The following is an 18,600-nucleotide window of genomic DNA, read 5'->3' as shown; positions in this document are numbered from 1 at the left end:
TGGGACAGGGCGGCAGCAACTACTTCCCCGTACTGTTCAAAACGCACTTCCAGTGACCTATTCAACACAGCTCTCCCGCGTGGCCTGAAGGTCTTCCAATAGTGGCACAAAGGTACGATTATTTGTAACACAGTGGAATTAAGTGGCGAGCTGGCAGCTGGCCGGTTTGGCCGGATTGAACAGGCGGGCGGTGGCCCTGGACGCTGAAGATCACCTGGTTGCGGGCGCGGTCTGCACGATCTTGCTGCGGTCGTCGGTGCGCTCCAGGTCAGGCTCGGCTTGGCCGGTGGTCGCATCAAGGCCGCCTTCGTAGCGGATCGCCACGCAGCAGCACTCGCAAGCTCCACTCGACGCTGCGCGTCGGCCGCGAGGCGTTGGTCAGGCACTGGCCCATGGAACCGGTCTCACGCTGGCTAGATCGCTTGCGCACACTGCCCGACGCAGCGCGCGAGCAGCTGACATTGGTGCTGCAAAACGTGGGGATACCTCAGTATCTGCTCCAGGTGTCGAGTCTCCACCGACGCCAGTGTTGTTCATTGCATGGGCCACACGCGCTGCCTGCGGGCCTGGCGTTTTTCGCAGATACCGTCTTGCCCCTCATGTGGCAAGGGCCTTCTGCGGGTCAAACGCAGTGCTGGATTTGAGCACGCCGTAGGCCAGATGCAGCAGCTTGCGCATGGCGGCGCAGACGATCTGCTTGCCGTGTTTGCCGCGGGCATGCAGAGGCTGTTTGAGCGCGGTAACCACCGGGTGATGGCGCATGGCCACCAGGGCTGGCATGTACAGTCCGGCGCGCAGCCGCGCCGAGCCGGTGCGGGAGATGTAGCTGGCGATCAGCTTCGCATCGCTGCGGTCGGTCTTGCCCCGCTGCAACTGGCTGCGCGCGTCTAGCGCCACCTGCGCTGGATTGAGTACGCACACCCGGTAGCCGTGCGCGTACAGGAACTCGGCCAGCGCCTGGTGATAGATGCCGGTGGCTTCCATCACGACCCAGCTGTCCGGCTGGGCGTGGGTGCACAGCCAGGCGTACAGGGCCGCACATCCTGTCGGATCGTTGGAGAGCTTGGCCTTCATGCGGTACTTGCCATTGCCCAGCTCGATGGCCAGATCCACGCTGTGCTTGGCGACGCGATGCCCACGATCAGGGACATGGAAACCTCCTCAGACGGAATGGACGACGATCAACGCCGGTCCTGGTCCTGCCTTGTGATGCGAGTTCACGCCTGTGGCGGACTCTGGATACCGTTCGGACACGCAAGGACCAGCAAATGCAGATGCGCGAGCCGATCCACGATACAAGCTTGACGCTTCAGGAGCGCATGGACTTCCCGCATCTGCTCGGATGATCAGTCGGAAGACACACCGCTGTTAGGCGGCCATGTCCAGATACAAGGAGCGAACCCGGGCGCGACGGGCATTGCCGGTAGCCGCATCGCGTGCGAGCGCGTCCCTAAAAAGCGAGCAAACTGCGCAGAGCGTGTGTCTGGCTGCGAACGATGTTCGATACGCCGTGCCCTAATACAAATCGATCGGGTCCACATCCAGCGACCAGCGTACGCGGCGGGCTTGCGGAAGCGCATGGATCGCCGGCAGTTGCGTATCGAGCAAGCGATGCAACGCCGAGCGTTGTTGCGCCGACAACAGCAGTTGGGTGCGCTGGAATCCGGCGCGGCGTGGCATTGGGGCCGGCATCGGGCCGTAGCATTCTACTGCGGCAAACGCCGGCGATTGGGTGCTGGGGTCGGTGCTGGTCAAACCACGCACCGCCAATAGGAAGTGATTGGCCGCAGCCACATCCTTGGCTTCGGCACGGAACAAGGCCAGGTGCGCGAAGGGTGGGAATCCGGCCGCTTCGCGCTGTTGCAGCTCGGCGTCGGCAAAGGCGTGGTAGCCGCCGTTGACCAGGGTCTGCAGCAACGGATGTTCGGGGTGATGGGTCTGCAACCAGACTTCGCCCGGGCGGTCGGCGCGGCCGGCGCGTCCTGCTACCTGGATCAACTGCTGGGCCAGTTTTTCGGCGGCGCGGAAGTCGGCCGAAAACAGGCCTTCGTCGATGCCGACCACCACCACCATGGTCAGCCGGGGCAGGTCGTGGCCCTTGGCCAGGATCTGCGTGCCGACCAGGATGCCGGCCTCGGTGCCGAGTCGGGCGAACTGGGTTTCCAGTGCGTCGCGGCGCTGGGTGGTGCTGCGGTCGATGCGCACCACCGGCACGTCCGGGAAGGCGTCGGTCAAGCGCTCTTCCAGTCGCTCGGTGCCGATGCCCTGCGGCTGCAGCGCCAGGCTGGCGCAGGCCGGGCAGGCCAGCGGTGCAGGTTGGCGCGCGCCGCAATGGTGGCACTGCAGGCGGCGGCCGCCGGCATGCACGGTCATCGGGGTCTGGTGCAGCGGCGTGCTGCAGCGCTGGCAAGCCGCGGTCCAGCCGCAGTCGTGGCACAGCAGCACCGGCGCATAGCCACGCCTGTTCTTGAACACCAGGACTTGCTCGCCGCGCGCCAGGGTAGCGCCGATGCCGGCCAGCACTTCCGGCGACAGGCCGTCCTTGAGCGGCCGCTTGCGCACGTCGAGCACGCGCACGCGCGGCGGACGCGCTTCGCCGGCGCGCCGCGACAGGCGCAGATGCTGGTAGCGGCCCGAGTAGGCGTTGTGCAGGCTCTCCAGCGATGGCGTGGCGCTGCCCAGAATCACCGGCACATCCAGCGCCTTGCCGCGCACCAGGGCGAAATCGCGCGCGTGATAGCGGATGCCGTCCTGCTGCTTGTAGCTGCCGTCGTGTTCTTCGTCGATCACGATCAGGCCGGCGTTCGGCAGCGGAGTGAACACCGCCGAACGAGTGCCGACGATCAGCTTGGCCTCGCCGCGCCAGGCCGCTGCCCACACGCGTGCGCGCTCGCCATCGGAGAGTCCGGAGTGCAGCGCGTGCACCGGCACGCCCAGGCGCGCCCGGAAGCGGCCTAATGTCTGCGGTGTCAGGCCGATCTCCGGTACCAGCACCAGCGCCTGCCTGCCGGCGGCCAGGCAATCGGCGATTGCCTGCAGATAGACCTCGGTCTTGCCGCTGCCGGTGACGCCATCGAGCAGATAGGTGGCGAAACCGCGATGCGCGCGGATCGCGGCGGCGGCGGCCTGTTGTTCCTCGTTGAGCTGGGGGCCGCTGCCCGGGCGCGGTGAGATGGTGTCGGCTGGCACTGCCACACGTTCGGTGTAGTTGCGCTTGGCCAGGCTGCGCGCGGCTTCGCGCCATTGCGGCAGTAGCGGGTCCAGTTGTTCTTCGCCCACTGCGCCGGTGAGCAGAAGAGCGGCCAGCAGGGCAGGGCGGCTGCCCGTGCGCAGGCTGGCGGCACCGCTGCGGCCGGCTTCGGTCAGCTGCCAGGCCCAGGCGTGGGTATCGGCCAGCGGCTCGCCGCGGCGCAAGGGGCCGGGCAGGGCGCTGGCCTGGGCCTCGCCGAGCGGGGCGTGGGTGTAGCGCGCTAGCCACTGCAGCGAGCGGGCCAGTTCATCGACCAGCAGCGGCGCTTGGTCGCACCAGGCCAGTGCCGGGCGCAGGCCGTCGGCCGTGGGCAGTTGGCCGATCTCCACCACCACGCCGATCAACTCGCGTGGCCCGAACGGCACCCGCACCCGGCAGCCGACCCGCACCGGGTCGGCCAGCGGCGCATCGGCCGGAGGCAGATAGTCGAATAACTGCGGCAGCGGCACCGGCAAGGCGACGCGCAGGGTGGCGACGGTCGAAGACATCCGACCAGTCTACCGACCCTGTCCAGAGGCCGGCAGCCGACCCGAACCGGCTCAAATCGGCGCCGGTGCGGCGGCGTTTCTGTGACGGAAGTGATAAATCCGACGTAAACCTATGGGAGGGCTATGGAAACAGGTTTATCCACACCGCCTGTGGATAAAGCTGTGAATTAGTCTTGTGCTCCACGCTGCGACGATGGATTCACTAGCCTTCGCAACCTCTTGGACATTTTTTAGCCAACATGAATAAGTCAATAAATTTCAATCACTTAGGCGTGAAACACGATTGCAACAAAGAAAAAACAACAGTTGACAGACGCCTGTGTATCGGTATGTCCGCCGCTGTGCACAACCCACCGCAGAGATCGGCTCGGGTGGTGTGAAGGCAGAACGCGGCCGGGCCGATCTGTCAAGCCATCGGCGGGGGCCAATCGCGTCGGTATCATGCCGGCCGATGCTGGAGTTCTCATGACCGTAGTCCCCGACGCCCCCGTGACCCCTGCCGCGTTATCTGCCTTCTTGCGCGGTGTCGAACGCCGGGGTCTGGTGCTCGCACAATTGCAATGCGGCGACGTAGCCGCCGCTGAGCGCGCCCTCGCAGCGGCCTTGCGCGCCTTCAGCAGCCAGGCAGCAGGTCGACCGATGGCTGGCTGGCCGATGCGCTTCTGGAGCTTGCTGGCCACCGCGCCACCGCTGCGACGCGAGCCGATGTCGGGCACCTGGCTGCCCCCATTCACCGCGTTGGGCCGGATGCAGACCGCCGACCGCCTGGCCCTGCTGCTGCGGATCGTGGCCGGGCTGGAAGAGGAAGCGGCCAGCGAGGTGCAGGGTATCGAGGCGGCGGACTACCGGCAGTCGCTGGCCGGTGCCTGCCCGCGCGATGCTGCCGGCAACCCGGACGCACAGGCCTGGCGGGCCCTGGCCGAGGCAGCGCAGATGGAACTGCGCGATCTGACCCCGGCCCAGCTGACCCGGCTCAGCCAGCTGCGCGATTCGGCCTTGGCCGGGATGTCGCTGCAGACGGCCGCGCCAGCACCGGCGCCGCAGCGTCCGGCCGCTGCACGCACGCGCCCCAGGCGGCAATGGCAGTGGCCGCAGCTGGAGCGTCGCCATGCAGGCATGGCGCTGGGCGTGCTGGCCTTGGCTCTCTTGCTGGCGGTGCTGGGCTGGTGGTGGACCCACCGCCGGCCGGCGCTACCACCCGAGCCCGTGTCGCAGGCGCCGGCCGGCGTACTGCATGTGACCGACGCGGCACCGGTCTTGGTGGAAGAACTGCCCGCGGCCGACCTGTCCGATGCAGTGGCTAAGCCAGGCATGGACCCGCGCGACCAGGCCATGCTGGCCGACCCCGATCTGGAATTGGTGCGTTCTGCGGATTTCTATGCCTGGTATGCTGCCGGCCACCCGGTGCCGGTGGACGAATCCGGCGCGCATGCCAGCGCGGTCGAGCAGCCTTCCGCCCCGCTGGAGACGGTCGATGATGAAGCCAACTAACTGGTGCGGCCTGTTGCTCTGCGCGATTGCAGGCATTACCGGCGCGCAGACAATGCCGATGCCGCTGGAAGAAGCCAGCGCTGCACCGTCGGCATCCACGCCGGCTGCCCCAGTATCGAGCACAACCCCGAGCGCCGCGCAGCAACGCGCGCGCTGGGAGGCGATGACGCCCGCGCAGCAGGCCGAGCTGCGCGCGCGCTACGCCGCCTGGAAGGGGCTGACTGCAACCGACCGCGTAGTGCTGCGTCATGCACGCGAGCGTCTGCAGGCTTTGCCTGAGGATCAGCAACGCGCGTTGCACACGCAATTCGGCGCGATGGATCGCCTGCATCGCGACGGCTGGCGCCTGGGCTCGCAGGTGGGAGCGTTCTATGCGCAATTACAGCCCCTGATCGGCTACGTGCCGCCGGCCCAGCGCGACGCCATGCTGGCCGCGCTGCGCAGCCTGGATGCCGGCCAGCTGGAGCAACTGGCAGTGCTGGCACAGCGCACCCCGTCCCAGGAGCGCGATGGTTTGCGCGATGCCTTCCTCGTCCAAGCACCGGCCACCCGCAGCACATGGTTGAAGCGGCAGCTGGCGCGTTGATCGGTCGCGGCAGGATTTTGGCGCGGTAGGCGTGCGCGCCATGTTTAAGCTTGCGCGCGCGGCATTGGTGGAAGCGGCTGTTGGCGTCAGATAGCGCGGCCACATACGGCGCACCGCGCGCGCTCAGCCTCACTGCGTCACACGGCGGTCTCAAGAGTCAAGTGCAACAGCTCGAGAGACCTGCTGTTAGCGCAACGTATGGACGGGCAGCCCAGCAGGCCATTGATTGTGCAAAAGTTACGTGAGCCAGTGTTTTGACAGAAAACGCGGGTCTGCAGTGGAGAAAAGTGTTGCACTTGGAACTTGAGTCGGCCCACTGCAATGCGGGTGTTATCGCTCAGTCGCATCCACATCGGCACCGCAGCAAAGACGCGCCGGGCTCGCCACCATCAACAGCGCGGCGGCAACCGTCACGAACACCAGGTACACGCCGCTCAGGCCGATGTACGTGAGCCCGGTCACTGGCCAGGACTGCGCATACACGCATCGCTGCATCCACAGCAGATACACCGGCATCCACACCGTCAGGCCCAACTGCACCAGTCCAAACAACGCCACCACCAGATGCTCCAGATACACCTGCCCGCTGCGCACATAGAACACGCGTAACAGCAGCGCAAACAGCGGCACCAGCACCAGCAACGCAGACGGCACTGCGGCGAAGAACGCGTGATGGAGCAGCTGCGGATTGCTGGGCAGGCGCGGCACGTTGTCGCGGATATGGCTGCGTAGCGTGTTGATCCAGCGGTTGGCGAATTGCGGTAGCGCCGCGTAGTGCAACGGGTTGCTCACCGGGTCCCACGGCTTGCCCATCACCGCAAAGAACGTGCTGTCGCTGTCTGCCTCCGCGGTGGGCACGGCGCTGATCGGGCGCGCATCGGCTTGCAATTGCGCCAAGCGCCTGTGCGCTTCGGCATTGGTGCGCGCAATGCCGGCGTCCACGCTGTCGCGTGCGATGGCGGTCGGCACCACGGTGCGCGTCTGCGTCAGCGTCTCGACCAGTTGACTGCGCAGCGCTTCCACCTGTGTCGGCGTGTGTGCGTGCGCGAAATCCTTGGGCACAGCAGTCTGGCTGGTACCGGGCGGCGTGGCGATATCGTTGTCTGCGTCGGACGCGTGCACGGCGATGCGCGCGATGAAGAACGTCAACAGGCTCAGGATCAGCAACAGCCGCATCGGCGCGGCGTTGGCCGCTCAGCAAGCGCAGCGCCAGGCGTCCGGGCACCAGCAGATCGCGCAGGGTGCGGAAGATGCGCCCATCCAGATGCCAGAACGATTCGAACACTTCTTCCACCGCGTGCGCATCGGGTTGTGCACGCTTTGCCCGCAGGCGTGGCAGAACGCGCCGTGCCGTGCAGTCGAACAGTTTTCGCAATCCGTGGGGTGGTGCGCGGTCAAATGCAGTGACCTGAGCCAGGTCCGGTTGGCGGGTGGTGGGAGGGGCGCGCTGCCGAAGACGCGATTCCGAAGGGACCGCGTTGGCGCACGCTTGCAACGTTTATGCCGCGCTGGTCCGGTCGCAGCAGCCGTCGCGTCTTTTTGCCCGCACGCGCTTACGCGCAGCAGGCTCTACCCATATGCGCGACAAGGCCGCAGTCGGAAAGTAGGGGTAAGATAGCCGGCCCACGCGACCCGGTGCCAGCGCCTCCCGGCACGGCCGTAGTCCACGCAGCAATTGGTTTTCATGTCTGTTTCTTCAGCCCCCCCGTCCGCGACGCCAGGCTTCGCCTCGGAAGTGCGTACCACCGGCCTGCTTGCGTTGCCGCTGGTGCTCGGCCACGTCTCCACCGGCCTGATCGGGTTTGTCGACAACGTCATCGCCGGCCACCACGGCACTGCCACGCTGGCCGCGGTGACCATCGGCACCTCGCTGTTGTGGCTGCCGATGCTGGTGCCGATCGGCACATTGATCTCATTGACCACCTCGGTTTCGCAACTGATGGGCGCCGGCCGCGAGCGCGAGATCGGGCCGCTGTTCCGGCAGGCGCTGTGGCTGTCGCTGGGGCTGAGTGCGCTGATGTTCGTGTTCCTGAGCGTGGTGCCGCCGTTGCTGCCCACCTTCGGGATTGCGCCGGACATCGTGCCCGGCGCCACCGACTTTCTGCATACAGTGCGCTGGGGCGTGCCGGCGCTGACGTTCTACTTTTGCATGCGCTACCTCAGCGAGGGCATGCACTGGACGCTGCCGACCATGCTGCTGGGCTTTGGCGGTTTGCTGGTCCTGGCACCGACGGGCTATGCGCTGACCTATGGCAAGTTCGGCTTCGCCGAGCACGGTGCCGAAGGACTGGGCATGGCCTCGGCCATCACCCTGTGGGTGCAGGCGAGCGTGTTTGCGCTGTACCTGTGGCGCGCGCGGCGCTTTGCGCATCTGCAATTGTTCACCCACCTGGAAGGCCCGCGCTGGCGCGCCATTGGCGAGTTGCTGCGCACCGGCTTGCCGATCGGCATCACCGTGCTGATGGAAGGCGGGTTGTTTATCGTCACCGCGTTGTTGATCGGCCGGCTGGGCTCCACCGAAGCGGCCGCGCACCAGATTGCGATCAACGTCGCGCAGCTGTGTTTCATGATCCCGATGGGCGTGGCCGAGGCCACCACCGTGCGCGTCGGCCATGCGGTGGGGCGTGGCGATCCGCTGGGCATGCGGCGCGCGGCCTGGGCCGGCTATGCGATCGTGCTGGGCACCCAAGCGCTGTCGGCCAGCGCACTGTTGCTGGGCCATGATGCCATCGTCGGCGTCTATACGGACGATGTGGCCGTGGCCGCGCTGGCCTCGGTCTTGCTGCTGTTTGCCGCCACATTCCAGTTTCCCGATGGCATCCAGGTGCTCTCGGCCGGTGCGCTGCGCGGGCTCAAGGACACCCATGTGCCAATGTTCCTGGCAATGTTTTCGTACTGGGGCGTGGGCATGCCGATCGGCGCCGGGCTCGGCCTGGGGCTGGGCTGGGGGCCGCAGGGCATGTGGGTAGGCCTGATTCTGGGCCTGACGGTGGCCTCGCTCCTGATGGGGCTGCGCTTTCGCCAGACCAGCCGGCGGCTGACCGCCACCGCGACACCCTGACTTCCAGCGCATGCCGCGCGCGCTGCGCAGCCGGTATGCTGGGCACCATCGATTTGTATGCAGCGTCTTTCGACGGAGTTTTCCATGAACCATCCCGTGCGTCGCAGTCCCATCGCCAGCTTCTTCGTCGGCCTGTGGGATGTGATGAATTTCACCCGGCGCCTCATTTTCAACCTGGTGTTCTTCGGTTTCCTGTTTATGCTGCTGCTGGTGTTCGTGGTGGCGCTCGCGCGTGGCGACGGCACTAAGCCGCTGGCTGAGCGCACCACCCTGGTGATCAACCCGGAAGGCACGCTGGTCGAGCAGTTCAGCGCCGACCCGGTAAGCCGGTCGCTGGCCAAGGCAGTGGGCGACAAGAGCGCTCAAGAAGTGCAGCTGCGCGACCTGGTGCGGGTGATCGAGGCGGCCGGCAAAGATCGCAAGATCGAGCGCGTGCTGTTGAATCTGGACAAGTTCCAACCGTCCGGTTTCGCTTCGCAGCGCGAAGTGGCCGCTGCGCTGCAGAAGCTGCGTGCCTCCGGCAAGCAGATCGTGGCCTTCAGCGAGAGCATGAGCCAGGGCCAGTACCTGCTTGCCGCGCAGGCTAACGAGGTGTATCTGGATCCGATGGGCAGCGTGCTGCTGGAAGGCCTCGGCCGCTATCGCCAGTACTTCCGCGAAGGCCTGCAGGACAAGCTCGGCGTGGACGTGCATCTGTTCCGCGTGGGCGAGTACAAGTCCGCCGCCGAGCCGTACATCCTCGACGCGGCCTCTGCCGATGCCAAGGAAGCGGATCTGTTCTGGATGAACGATGTGTGGCAGCGCTATCTGGCCGACGTGGTCACTGCGCGCAAGCTGAGCCCGGCGCAGCTGACCGCCGGTATCGACACGCTGCCTGAGGGCGTGGCCGCCGCCGGTGGCGACCTGGCCAAGTTCGCGCTGCAGCAGAAGCTGGTGGACGGGCTCAAGACCCGCGAGGAAGTCGATGCGTTGCTGGTCAAGCGCGGCGTGGCCGATAGCGATGCCGAAAGCGGTTTCCGCAACATCGGTTTCAACGATTATCTGAGCCAGTTGCAGGCGCAGGATTCGCCGATGGACAGCCGCCCGCAGGTGGCGGTGGTGGTGGCGACCGGCGAAATCAGCGGCGGTGAACAGCCGGCCGGTCGCATCGGTGGCGAGTCCACCGCGGCGCTGCTGCGCCAGGCGCGTGACGACGAGAAAGTGAAGGCGGTGGTGCTGCGCGTGGATTCGCCCGGCGGCGAAGTGTTCGCCTCCGAGCAGATCCGCCGCGAAGTGGTCGCACTCAAGCAGGCCGGCAAGCCGGTGGTGGTCTCGATGGGCGATCTGGCCGCTTCCGGCGGTTATTGGATCAGCATGAATGCCGATCGCATCTACGCCGACCCGTCGACCATCAGCGGTTCCATCGGCATCTTCGGCATGGTGCCGAACCTGACCCGCGCGCTGGACAAGATTGGCGTGCATACCGACGGCGTGGGCACCACGCGGTTCGCTGGTGCGTTCGACATCACCCGGCCGCTGGATCCGGCCGCCGGCCAGGTTATCCAGGCGGTGATCAACAAGGGTTACGCCGATTTCACCGGCAAGGTGGCGCAGGCGCGCCACCAGTCGGTGGACGCGATCGACAAGGTTGCGCGTGGCCGTGTGTGGAGCGGCGCGCAGGCCAAGGAGCGTGGGTTGGTGGATGCGTTCGGCGGCATGTCCGAAGCGGTGGCCGATGCGGCCGACCGCGCCAAGCTGAGCCGTGGCAAGTTCCGCGTGCGCTATGTGGAAAAGCCGGCCACGCCGTTCTCGCAGTTCATGAACGGGTTCGCCGGCAGCCGCATGGGCGCATGGATGCTGAGCGACTCGGGCATGGCACGCGCACTTGTGGCCCGCGCGTTGCCGGAAGTGGACACGCAGCTGCGCTTTGTCGAAAGCGCCGTGCACGACAGCAAGGCGGGTGGCACGCCGGTGAAATCGCTGGCGTATTGCTTCTGCGGATTCTGATGCGGCGCGTTTGAGCAGCACCTGATGCGTCGCAACGCCGGCCATGTGCCGGCCTTGCTGTGTTGCAGGCGGATGATGCGGTGTGCGACGGCCGAACGAAGCAAGCAGACGGCAGGACGCTTGATTCAAATCGTCGGCGCGCACATCAGGTCGCGACGCCAGCAGATTGCGGACCTCCGATTCCGCTACTGCGTGGCGGCGTCGATCGCCTTGCGCTGCTCTTCGGCGGCCTGATCGGTCGAGGCCTGCACCGCGTGCGCCTTGTTCAGCGGCTCCTGAATGTGGTCGCGCAGCGCGGTGGCCTGGGGATCGGGCTTCTGTTCGGTGGGCGCGGGCTGCGGCCGCTGACAGGCGCTCAGCGACAACGCCAGGCCGGCTGCAAGCATCCAATGCATCTTCATCGTCGTGACCTCGCTCGGGGTGGCGGTATCCTAACGCTTGGGCCACGCATGCGCGTCAACTGCGCAGCAGCGGCCGTTTTCCTGCGTCTTGAAGAGGGGTACCCACGTGACAACGCACCGTTGGCGGCTGGATGGACAGACCGCCCTCATCACCGGCGCCAGCGCCGGGATTGGCCTTGCCATTGCGCGCGAACTGCTCGGCTTCGGCGCCGACCTGCTGATGGTGGCCCGCGATGCCGATGCCCTGGCGCAGGCGCGCGATGAACTTGCCGAGGAATTTCCCCAGCGCGAACTGCACGGGTTGGCCGCCGATGTTTCCGACGATGAAGAGCGCCGCGCGATCCTGGATTGGGTGGAAGACCACGCCGACGGCTTGCATCTGCTGATCAACAATGCCGGCGGCAACGTCAGCCGCGCCGCGATCGATTACACCGAAGACGAGTGGCGCGGCATCTTCGAAACGAATGTGTTTTCCGCATTCGAATTGTCGCGTTATGCGCATCCGTTGCTGACGCAACATGCTGCGTCAGCGATCGTCAATGTCGGCAGCGTCTCGGGCATCACCCATGTGCGCAGCGGCGCGCCGTACGGCATGACCAAGGCGGCGTTGCAGCAGATGACGCGCAACCTGGCGGTGGAATGGGCCGAAGACGGCATCCGCGTCAACGCGGTGGCGCCGTGGTACATCCGCACACGCCGCACCTCCGGGCCGTTGTCGGATCCGGATTACTACGAGCAAGTGATCGAACGCACCCCGATGCGCCGCATCGGCGAACCGGAGGAGGTGGCCGCTGCAGTAGGATTTCTATGTTTGCCAGCCGCCAGTTACATCACCGGCGAATGCATCGCGGTAGATGGCGGATTCTTGCGTTACGGGTTTTAGGCGCAGGCAACAAAGCACCTGTGTCGCGACGATGGACAGCGCAGGGAGGTTGACCGGCCCGTTCCTGCACACGCTGGCTCCGAGCGCGTCTGGCGGAATGACGCTGGCGATTGCTCGCCTTTGCTGCAGATCTCGCTGCGCCGATCACACGAGAGGTGTGCTTAGGGCGTTGCGGTCGGATTGGCGCAGCGGCTTTCGTCGAGTACCCGGCGCATCTGATCAAAGCGCTCTTTGCGTTCGGTCGCTTGCGCTTCGTCGGAGAAGCGCCAGGTGGATTCGGCCTGCTCGGCACGTTTGCGCCACGCCTCGCACAAGCTTTGGTCCGGTACCGGCGCGCAGCGGTCGGTAACCACCTCGCACGCGCTACCGCCACCGGTCGCAGGCCCGCCCGCCAGATTAGTCGTCTGCATTGGCAGGCAGCGCGTGGCTGGCTCGCGATCTTCGGTGAAGTAACGCCCGTTGTCGTGCGTGGTGCACTCGAACAGCGGTGGCGGCGGCAGCGTCGAGGTAGAGGTCAACGCCGGTGCCGGTGGTGCGACGGGCGTGGTCGGTGCAACTGGCGCCGATGCAACGGCTGGCGCAGCAACGCGTTGTTGCGGCGCTGGCGTCGCACGTGCTGGCGATGCGGTTGCTCCGCCTGGCGCGAATGGCACCGCCGCCGGTGCGGTCATGAGCTTCTTCTGTTGTTGCATGCCTTTCGGGCACGGCATGTTTTGCACCGTCAGCGCACCGGTGGGATCGGTACAGCGATAGATCGCCACTTCCTGCGCGTCGGCCAGCGAACCCATCGCGGTCACGCTCAACGCCATCATTCCCAACAGCCGCCAGCGCCTCATGCGCCGCCACAATCGCGTTGCTGGCGCGCTTCGATGCCGCGCTGTTCGCGGCTGAGATCCTCGCGCTCGCTCTGCAGCGCGCTGTTATAGCGGCGGATCAGCTCCCAGCGGCGGTCGGCCAGGCGCGCGCAGACTTCCTGTGCAGGCAGCGCATGGCATTCGTCGCGGATCTGCACATTGCCGTACGGCACGATCACCGTGCCGCCGTAGCCGCCGTCGTTGTAACCGCCCTGATAGCCGCCTTGGTCGGTGTCTACACCGATGCTTGCGCTGCCGCGGATGCTCCCCCGTCCGGAGCCGCCCTGCACCGAGATCGCTGGGCGCGGGCTGACCGAGATCGGCGGGCGCTGGATGCCGCCGCCATTCACCGGGCGACCAATGCCATTGCCCACATACGCCGGTCCCCAGGTTGGCACCCAGCGCGGATTGCCTTCCGGGCTGTCGCTTGTGTAGCGGTTGCCGTCTTCGGTGGTGCACTCGTACATCGGCTGTGGCGGTTGCACGGTGACGATGCGGACCTCGCGCGCGGGCGCTGCGGCGACCTGTGCCGGTGGCTCCGCACGCGCTGGACGCGGCGGTGGGTCCTGCGGGCGCTGCATGTCCAGCACCTGCTGGCGACCGCTGCTGCAGGGCGCGTCCTGCAGGGCGACGGTGCCGGTGCTGCTCACGCAGCGATAGACCCGCACATTGGGGTCGGGTTTGCTCGCTGGGGTGGCGGCCGACGCAGGCAGCGCCGCGGCCAGTAGCAGAAGAGTCAGGACGGTACGCATGACCGCAGTGTGCGCGCCTGTGCGGCTGCCGCAAAGGGGCTCGGCTGAACGGAGTGCAGGGGAGACGTGGCAACACGCCACGGGGCGGCGAACTGCTGCCGAAGGGCGTAGGCAGCCATCAGGTGGGCATCACAGCGCGAAGGCACACAGATGTGCGACCGACATGCGGAACCGAACAGGAGCGAACGCAGCGAGTGGCAGTGCATTCGTTTGTCAGCTGCGCTCAGTCGCGCAGGATCTGGCCGCTGCGCGCGTCGCGGATCCGGGTTGGCTGCGCCAGCGCGCCCACCTCGCCGTCCACGACGCCGTCGATCGTTGCCAGCAAGGCCGGTTCCAGTGCAGCGCGGCTGCGCGCTGGCGGCTCGCCAGCCAGGTTGGCGCTGGTCGACACAAGTGGTGCTCCCCAGGCCGCGCACAGCGCTGCCACGACCGGATGGGCGCTGATGCGTACCGCCAGTCCGTCATGCTCGCCGGTGACCCAGCGCGGCGCACGTGCGGTGACGGGCAGGATCCAGGTATGCGGGCCGGGCCAGCTGGCCAGCACGTCCTGCCGGCGTGCCGGCGCCAGTGCATCGATGTCGACCCAGTCGCGCAGCACGTCCACGCGCGAGGTCACCACGATCACACCCTTGTCGACCGGGCGCCGCTTGATCTCGAGCAGCCGCAGTACGGCCGCTTCCTGGCGCGGGTCGCAGCCCAGGCCCCACACCGCTTCGGTGGGGTAGGCGATCACGCCGCCCTGGGTCAGCGTGGCGACAGCGTTATCCAGGGTGAGTATGTGGGTCATGCTGCGTCTTTTAGTCTGCGGCCTTGCTCACGGTCTTCTTGACCACGCGCTTGGTTCCTTTCTCGGCAGCCGCTTTCTTGGCCGGCGCCTTCTTTGCAGCGGTCTTGCTGGCCGCCGTCTTGGTCGCGGTTTTCTTGGCTGCGGGCTTCTTTGGCGCCGAATCCTTGACCGCGTTCTTCTTGAGCGTGGCCTTCTTGGCGCCAAAGCCCTTGCGCACCGGCTTGCCGGTATCGGCCAGCAACTGCTGCACTTCTTCGAACGTCAGCGACGCCGGCTCGCGATCCCTGGGGATCTTGCCGTTGAGCTTGCCATCGCTGATGTACGGACCGAAGCGGCCATTGAGCACCTGGATGTCGCTGCCTTCGAAGTCCTTGATCACGCGGTTGCGCGCAATCTCTTCCTTCTCTTCGATCAGGAACACCGCACGCGCCAGGTCGATGGTATACGGGTCGTCTTCCTTCTTCAGCGACGCATACACGCTGCCACGGCGCGCAAACGGGCCGAAGCGTCCGATGCCCACGCTGACATCCTGGTCCTTGTCCTGGCCCAGTGCGCGCGGCATCTTGAACAGTTCCAGGGCGTCTTCGATCGAGATCGAATAGATGCTCTGGCCCGGACGTAGCGACGCAAACGTGGGCTTATCTTCGTCTTCCACGCTGCCGATCTGCACCATCGGGCCGAAGCGGCCGATGCGCGCGCTGACTTCCTTGCCGCTGACCGGGTCGGTGCCGAGCACGCGCACGCTGCCGGCGTCGGTCTTGTCCAGCGAATCCTTCTTGTCCTCGACCAGTTCCTTGAACGGGCCCCAGAACTTCTCCATCAACGGGATCCACTCTGCCTCGCCACGCGAGACCGCATCCAGGTCGTCTTCGAGCTTGGCGGTGAAGTCGTAATCCACGTAGCGGGTGAAATGCCCGGAAAGGAACTTGGATACCGCACGGCCGACGTCGGTGGGGCGGAAGCTGCGGCCTTCCATCTCGACGTACTTGCGGAACTGCAGGGTCTGGATGATCGAGGCGTAGGTGGAGGGACGGCCGATGCCGTATTCCTCCAGCGCCTTGACCAGCGCCGCTTCGGTGAAGCGCGGCGGCGGCTGGGTGAAGTGCTGGTCGGTGACGATGCGGTCCAGCGGGATGTTGTCGCCGGCCTTCATCAGCGGCAACTTGCGGCCTTCGTCCTCGTCCTCGCTGCTCTTGGTGTCCTTGCCTTCCTCATAGACGGCCAGGAAGCCGGGGACCACCACCGTGGTGCCGCTGGCGCGGAATACGTGCTCGCTTCCGGCCGACAGATCCACGCTGACGGTGTTGAGCGTGGCCGGAATCATCTGGCAGGCCACGGCGCGGCGCCAGATCAACTCATACAGGCGGCGCTCGTCGTCGGACAGGAAGCGCGCCACCTGTGCCGGCGTACGCAGTGCCGAGGTCGGGCGCACCGCTTCGTGGGCTTCCTGCGCGTTCTTGGATTTGGTGGTGTAGGCGTTGGGCTGGTCCGGCAGCGAGGCGGTGCCGTAATCGCGCGCGATCACGTCGCGGATTTCCGACAGCGCGTCCTGCGACAGGTTCACCGAGTCGGTACGCATATAGCTGATCAGGCCGACCGAGCCTTCGTCGCCCAGCGCCACGCCTTCGTACAACTTCTGCGCCACCTGCATGGTCTTGCGGGTGGTGAACCCGAGCTTGCGCGAAGCTTCCTGCTGCAGCGTGGAAGTGGTGAACGGCGGGGCAGGGCGACGCTTGCGCTCCTTGCTGGCCACATCGGTCACATGCAGCACGCCTTGCGCGGCCTGCTGGATGCGCAGCCGCGCCGCTTCTGCGGTGTCGCCGTCGGTGACGGTGAACTGCTCGAATTTCTGCCCGTCCAGCTTGATCAGCCGTGCATTGAAAGCCTGCGATGGATGCCGGCAATGCGCATCGATGGACCAGTATTCGCGCGCGATGAAGGCTTCGATCTCTTCTTCGCGCTCCACGATCATGCGCAGCGCCGGCGACTGCACGCGACCGGCCGACAACCCGCGCTGCACCTTGCGCCACAGCACCGGCGACAGGTTGAAGCCGACCAGATAATCCAGCGCGCGGCGCGCCTGCTGCGCATCCACCAGGTCGGCGGCGATCGCGCGCGGCTTGAGCATGGCTTCCTTGATCGCGCGCGGGGTGATTTCGGTAAACACCACCCGCTGCATCGGCTTGTCCTTGAGCAGGCCCCGCTCTTTCAGGATCTCGGCAATGTGCCAGCTGATCGCCTCGCCCTCGCGGTCCGGGTCGGTCGCCAGAAAGATGTCGTCGGCGCCCTTGGCAGCACGCGCGATGGCTTCGACATGCTTCTCGTTCTTCTCGATCAGGTCGTAACGCATCGCAAAGCTGTTGTCCGGATCGACCGCGCCTTCCTTGGGGACCAGGTCGCGCACGTGCCCATACGAGGCCAGGACGGTGAAGTCCTTGCCGAGGTATTTATTGATCGTCTTGGCCTTGGCGGGCGATTCGACGATGAGCAGGTGCTTGGGCATGGTGGCAACTTCTTGGGGCGGAGCCCGGGGGGCGGGTAGCGTGGCCTAATTGGCCGGTCGAGGGAAGCAGATCGGTTGTTTCCCACGCGTTAACGCCCGGGAAGTGCTCCCGGGCGTTCAGTTATCTTATGAGAAAGATCACCGCGGACGCCGCCGTGTCAAGCGACGAGCGCCGTGAATTGCTAGCTCCGGCTCATTCCGATCGCCGCCAGCATGAAAGCCACGGCCACCACCGACAGCACCTGGATCACCGCGTAAATGGCCAGAACCACGATGGACACGGTATCCAGACCCCTGGATTGCCGTTCCGGATATTCGGTGAAGGCCCAACGGTCCACGACCAGGGTGTCGCAGACCTTGTCGTGCGGAGCCTGCTTGCGCTCGGTCATGCCGGCCATGAACGCGGCCACGATCACGCCGATGCCCAGGGTAAGCACGCTGATCAACTTATAGGCCAGATAGCGCAGCACATTGCGCCAGAATCCGACGCGGCCACCGTGACTGTCGGCGCGCACCAGCTTGATGCCGCAGGCGAGCTTGCCCAGGCTGGCCTGGTGCCGGCTGGACTGCATCCAGGCGAAATACAGCGTCGGGATCGCCAGAACGATGCCGCAGGACATCACCAGGATGGCGATGCCGAGCGCACTGCCAGCGTCCAGCGCCGAACCCCAGTCGCCGCGCGTGGTGACCAGCGCCACCACGAACACCAGCGGGATCACGATCAGGTACACCGCAACGGTGGTGATCAGGCTATCGAGAATGCTGGCGGCCACGCGCCGCCACAGGCCGGCGTAGACCACCGGCGCGTCCTGCAGCGCGACGCTTGCGGTCGGCGCGGCGAGGGCCGGGGCGTCCCAGGCGCTTGGAAGCGGTGCGGGCGCCGCTGCCGGGGTATACCCCGGTGTCGATGTCGCGTCCTGGGCTGTGATTGGGGTCGGGCCTGACGTCAGCGGCGTGGCCGCCGCGTCTATCGGCGCGGTGGACCACGCCGACGCATCCGATGATGGGCCTTGGTCGCGTGGCAGGTGTCCTGGGGAGTCGACGGTTTGGTGGTCATCGGCACGGTCAGTCGCGGCAGCATCATTAACACTGGCGATGCCGCCGCCAGTCACTGCCGGCGGCCACGGCGATGTCTCCGCAGCGTGGTCGTGTGGCTGTGAGGTCGCAGCTGGCGACGCGGTGGCTGAGGCGCTGTCGCCGGAATGCGCAATCGACAATGGCGCTTCGCTCGGCACATCCGCAGGCGTCGGCCCGCTGGCCTCGGTCGTCGCCCACACCGCGCTGTCCAGACCCAGCTCGGCTGCGACCTCGTGCAGCGCCACCCACTGTGCCAGGCCCTCGCGCCATACCAGGCTGGAACGGTCGATGATGCCCTGCGACAGACGCCTGCGAAGCGTGTCCGTGTCCACCGGCCCCTGGCGCTGCCGCTGTGCGTCGGCGTAATACCACTGTGTCATGTTGTCTCCTTAACGTGTAGCAATCGGCATGCAGCAGGCGGTCAGCCGCGGCAATTAGGTGGAAGTTGGGTATCGTCGATTTCGGAACTGCAGTGCCAACT

Annotated in this window: 13 protein-coding genes and 3 pseudogenes; 6 read left to right on the top strand and 10 right to left on the bottom strand. The window is 66.2% G+C overall.

The genetic code is table 11. From position 1 onward, the window contains the following. Nucleotides 1–138: 138 nt before the first annotated feature. Nucleotides 139–324, bottom strand: a pseudogene (locus tag WJW29_RS08335) (hypothetical protein); the annotation flags it as partial. On the opposite strand from WJW29_RS08335, the pseudogene WJW29_RS08330 reads away from it, so the two are divergent. Beyond that, nucleotides 318–644: pseudogene (locus WJW29_RS08330) on the top strand (hypothetical protein); the annotation flags it as partial. The pseudogenes WJW29_RS08335 and WJW29_RS08330 overlap by 7 nt on opposite strands. Here the strand turns inward: WJW29_RS08330 and WJW29_RS08325 are convergent. Both WJW29_RS08325 and WJW29_RS08320 read right to left on the bottom strand, forming a co-directional pair. Continuing rightward, the gene (locus WJW29_RS08325; protein WP_011257475.1) at nucleotides 598–1,113 is read right to left on the bottom strand and encodes an IS110 family transposase; all 516 of its coding nucleotides are present in this window, start codon (nucleotides 1,111–1,113) and stop codon (nucleotides 598–600) included. The pseudogene WJW29_RS08330 and the gene WJW29_RS08325 sit on opposite strands and share 47 nt — an antisense overlap. A 402-nt stretch (nucleotides 1,114–1,515) precedes the next feature. Further along, nucleotides 1,516–3,738 (bottom strand): primosomal protein N', encoded by a 2,223-nt coding sequence (locus WJW29_RS08320; protein WP_011257476.1) that lies wholly within the window; start codon nucleotides 3,736–3,738, stop codon nucleotides 1,516–1,518. A 465-nt stretch (nucleotides 3,739–4,203) separates the two neighbouring features. Here WJW29_RS08320 and WJW29_RS08315 point away from each other — a divergent pair, with 465 nt between their 5' ends. Together WJW29_RS08315 and WJW29_RS08310 are read left to right on the top strand one after the other, a co-directional pair. Then, entirely contained in the window at nucleotides 4,204–5,229 is a 1,026-nt protein-coding gene (locus WJW29_RS08315) for a hypothetical protein (RefSeq protein ID WP_113084432.1), read from the top strand. After that, nucleotides 5,213–5,815 (top strand): DUF3106 domain-containing protein, encoded by a 603-nt coding sequence (locus tag WJW29_RS08310; protein WP_012443959.1) that lies wholly within the window; start codon nucleotides 5,213–5,215, stop codon nucleotides 5,813–5,815. Before WJW29_RS08315 ends, WJW29_RS08310 begins: the two co-directional genes overlap by 17 nt. 330 nt (nucleotides 5,816–6,145) lie before the next feature. Here WJW29_RS08310 and WJW29_RS08305 read toward each other — a convergent pair. Continuing rightward, nucleotides 6,146–7,219: pseudogene (locus WJW29_RS08305) on the bottom strand (DUF3667 domain-containing protein). Between the two features lie 280 nt (nucleotides 7,220–7,499). Between WJW29_RS08305 and WJW29_RS08300 the strand changes: the two are divergent. Together WJW29_RS08300 and sppA are read left to right on the top strand one after the other, a co-directional pair. Further along, on the top strand, nucleotides 7,500–8,876 hold the full coding sequence (locus tag WJW29_RS08300; protein ID WP_041181945.1) for an MATE family efflux transporter: 1,377 nt from the start codon (nucleotides 7,500–7,502) through the stop codon (nucleotides 8,874–8,876). An 84-nt stretch (nucleotides 8,877–8,960) separates the two neighbouring features. After that, complete coding sequence (gene sppA / locus WJW29_RS08295) at nucleotides 8,961–10,862, top strand: signal peptide peptidase SppA (protein WP_041181946.1); 1,902 nt, start codon at nucleotides 8,961–8,963, stop codon at nucleotides 10,860–10,862. A 185-nt stretch (nucleotides 10,863–11,047) separates the two neighbouring features. Here the strand turns inward: sppA and WJW29_RS08290 are convergent, their stop codons facing one another. After that, the gene (locus WJW29_RS08290) at nucleotides 11,048–11,263 is read right to left on the bottom strand and encodes a hypothetical protein (protein ID WP_011257482.1); all 216 of its coding nucleotides are present in this window, start codon (nucleotides 11,261–11,263) and stop codon (nucleotides 11,048–11,050) included. 106 nt (nucleotides 11,264–11,369) lie between these two features. Between WJW29_RS08290 and WJW29_RS08285 the strand changes: the two genes are divergently transcribed. After that, nucleotides 11,370–12,146, top strand: a complete 777-nt coding sequence (locus tag WJW29_RS08285) for an SDR family oxidoreductase (protein ID WP_011407495.1) — start codon at nucleotides 11,370–11,372, stop codon at nucleotides 12,144–12,146. Between the two features lie 161 nt (nucleotides 12,147–12,307). Here the strand turns inward: WJW29_RS08285 and WJW29_RS08280 are convergent, their stop codons facing one another. The 5 genes from WJW29_RS08280 to WJW29_RS08260 form a co-directional block, all read right to left on the bottom strand. Beyond that, on the bottom strand, nucleotides 12,308–12,955 hold the full coding sequence (locus tag WJW29_RS08280; RefSeq protein WP_171970790.1) for a DUF4124 domain-containing protein: 648 nt from the start codon (nucleotides 12,953–12,955) through the stop codon (nucleotides 12,308–12,310). Between the two features lie 23 nt (nucleotides 12,956–12,978). Further along, nucleotides 12,979–13,752 (bottom strand): hypothetical protein, encoded by a 774-nt coding sequence (locus WJW29_RS08275; RefSeq protein ID WP_011407497.1) that lies wholly within the window; start codon nucleotides 13,750–13,752, stop codon nucleotides 12,979–12,981. A gap of 223 nt (nucleotides 13,753–13,975) precedes the next feature. Then, the gene (locus WJW29_RS08270) at nucleotides 13,976–14,539 is read right to left on the bottom strand and encodes a Sua5/YciO/YrdC/YwlC family protein (RefSeq protein ID WP_011257486.1); all 564 of its coding nucleotides are present in this window, start codon (nucleotides 14,537–14,539) and stop codon (nucleotides 13,976–13,978) included. A 10-nt stretch (nucleotides 14,540–14,549) separates the two neighbouring features. After that, nucleotides 14,550–17,042 carry a DNA topoisomerase I gene (locus tag WJW29_RS08265; RefSeq protein WP_011257487.1) on the bottom strand — a complete coding sequence of 831 codons (2,493 nt, stop codon included), beginning with the start codon at nucleotides 17,040–17,042 and terminating at the stop codon, nucleotides 14,550–14,552. A 182-nt stretch (nucleotides 17,043–17,224) separates the two neighbouring features. Further along, nucleotides 17,225–18,499, bottom strand: a complete 1,275-nt coding sequence (locus WJW29_RS08260) for an RDD family protein (protein ID WP_011257488.1) — start codon at nucleotides 18,497–18,499, stop codon at nucleotides 17,225–17,227. Nucleotides 18,500–18,600: the final 101 nt, after the last annotated feature.

This window comes from Xanthomonas sp. JL1, from assembly GCF_038405005.1.
The sequence above is the reverse complement of the archived record's forward strand: the minus strand, read 5'-3'. Positions and strand labels throughout refer to the sequence as shown.

Coding starts and splice junctions, on each gene's coding strand:
- WJW29_RS08290 (WP_011257482.1), bottom strand. CDS start 11,263: ATGAAGATGCATTGGATGCTTGCAGCCGGCCTGGCGTTGTCGCTGAGC.
- WJW29_RS08300 (WP_041181945.1), top strand. CDS start 7,500: ATGTCTGTTTCTTCAGCCCCCCCGTCCGCGACGCCAGGCTTCGCCTCG.
- sppA (WP_041181946.1), top strand. CDS start 8,961: ATGAACCATCCCGTGCGTCGCAGTCCCATCGCCAGCTTCTTCGTCGGC.
- WJW29_RS08265 (WP_011257487.1), bottom strand. CDS start 17,042: ATGCCCAAGCACCTGCTCATCGTCGAATCGCCCGCCAAGGCCAAGACG.
- WJW29_RS08320 (WP_011257476.1), bottom strand. CDS start 3,738: ATGTCTTCGACCGTCGCCACCCTGCGCGTCGCCTTGCCGGTGCCGCTG.
- WJW29_RS08280 (WP_171970790.1), bottom strand. CDS start 12,955: ATGGCGTTGAGCGTGACCGCGATGGGTTCGCTGGCCGACGCGCAGGAA.
- WJW29_RS08310 (WP_012443959.1), top strand. CDS start 5,213: ATGATGAAGCCAACTAACTGGTGCGGCCTGTTGCTCTGCGCGATTGCA.
- WJW29_RS08275 (WP_011407497.1), bottom strand. CDS start 13,752: ATGCGTACCGTCCTGACTCTTCTGCTACTGGCCGCGGCGCTGCCTGCG.
- WJW29_RS08315 (WP_113084432.1), top strand. CDS start 4,204: ATGACCGTAGTCCCCGACGCCCCCGTGACCCCTGCCGCGTTATCTGCC.
- WJW29_RS08270 (WP_011257486.1), bottom strand. CDS start 14,539: ATGACCCACATACTCACCCTGGATAACGCTGTCGCCACGCTGACCCAG.
- WJW29_RS08260 (WP_011257488.1), bottom strand. CDS start 18,499: ATGACACAGTGGTATTACGCCGACGCACAGCGGCAGCGCCAGGGGCCG.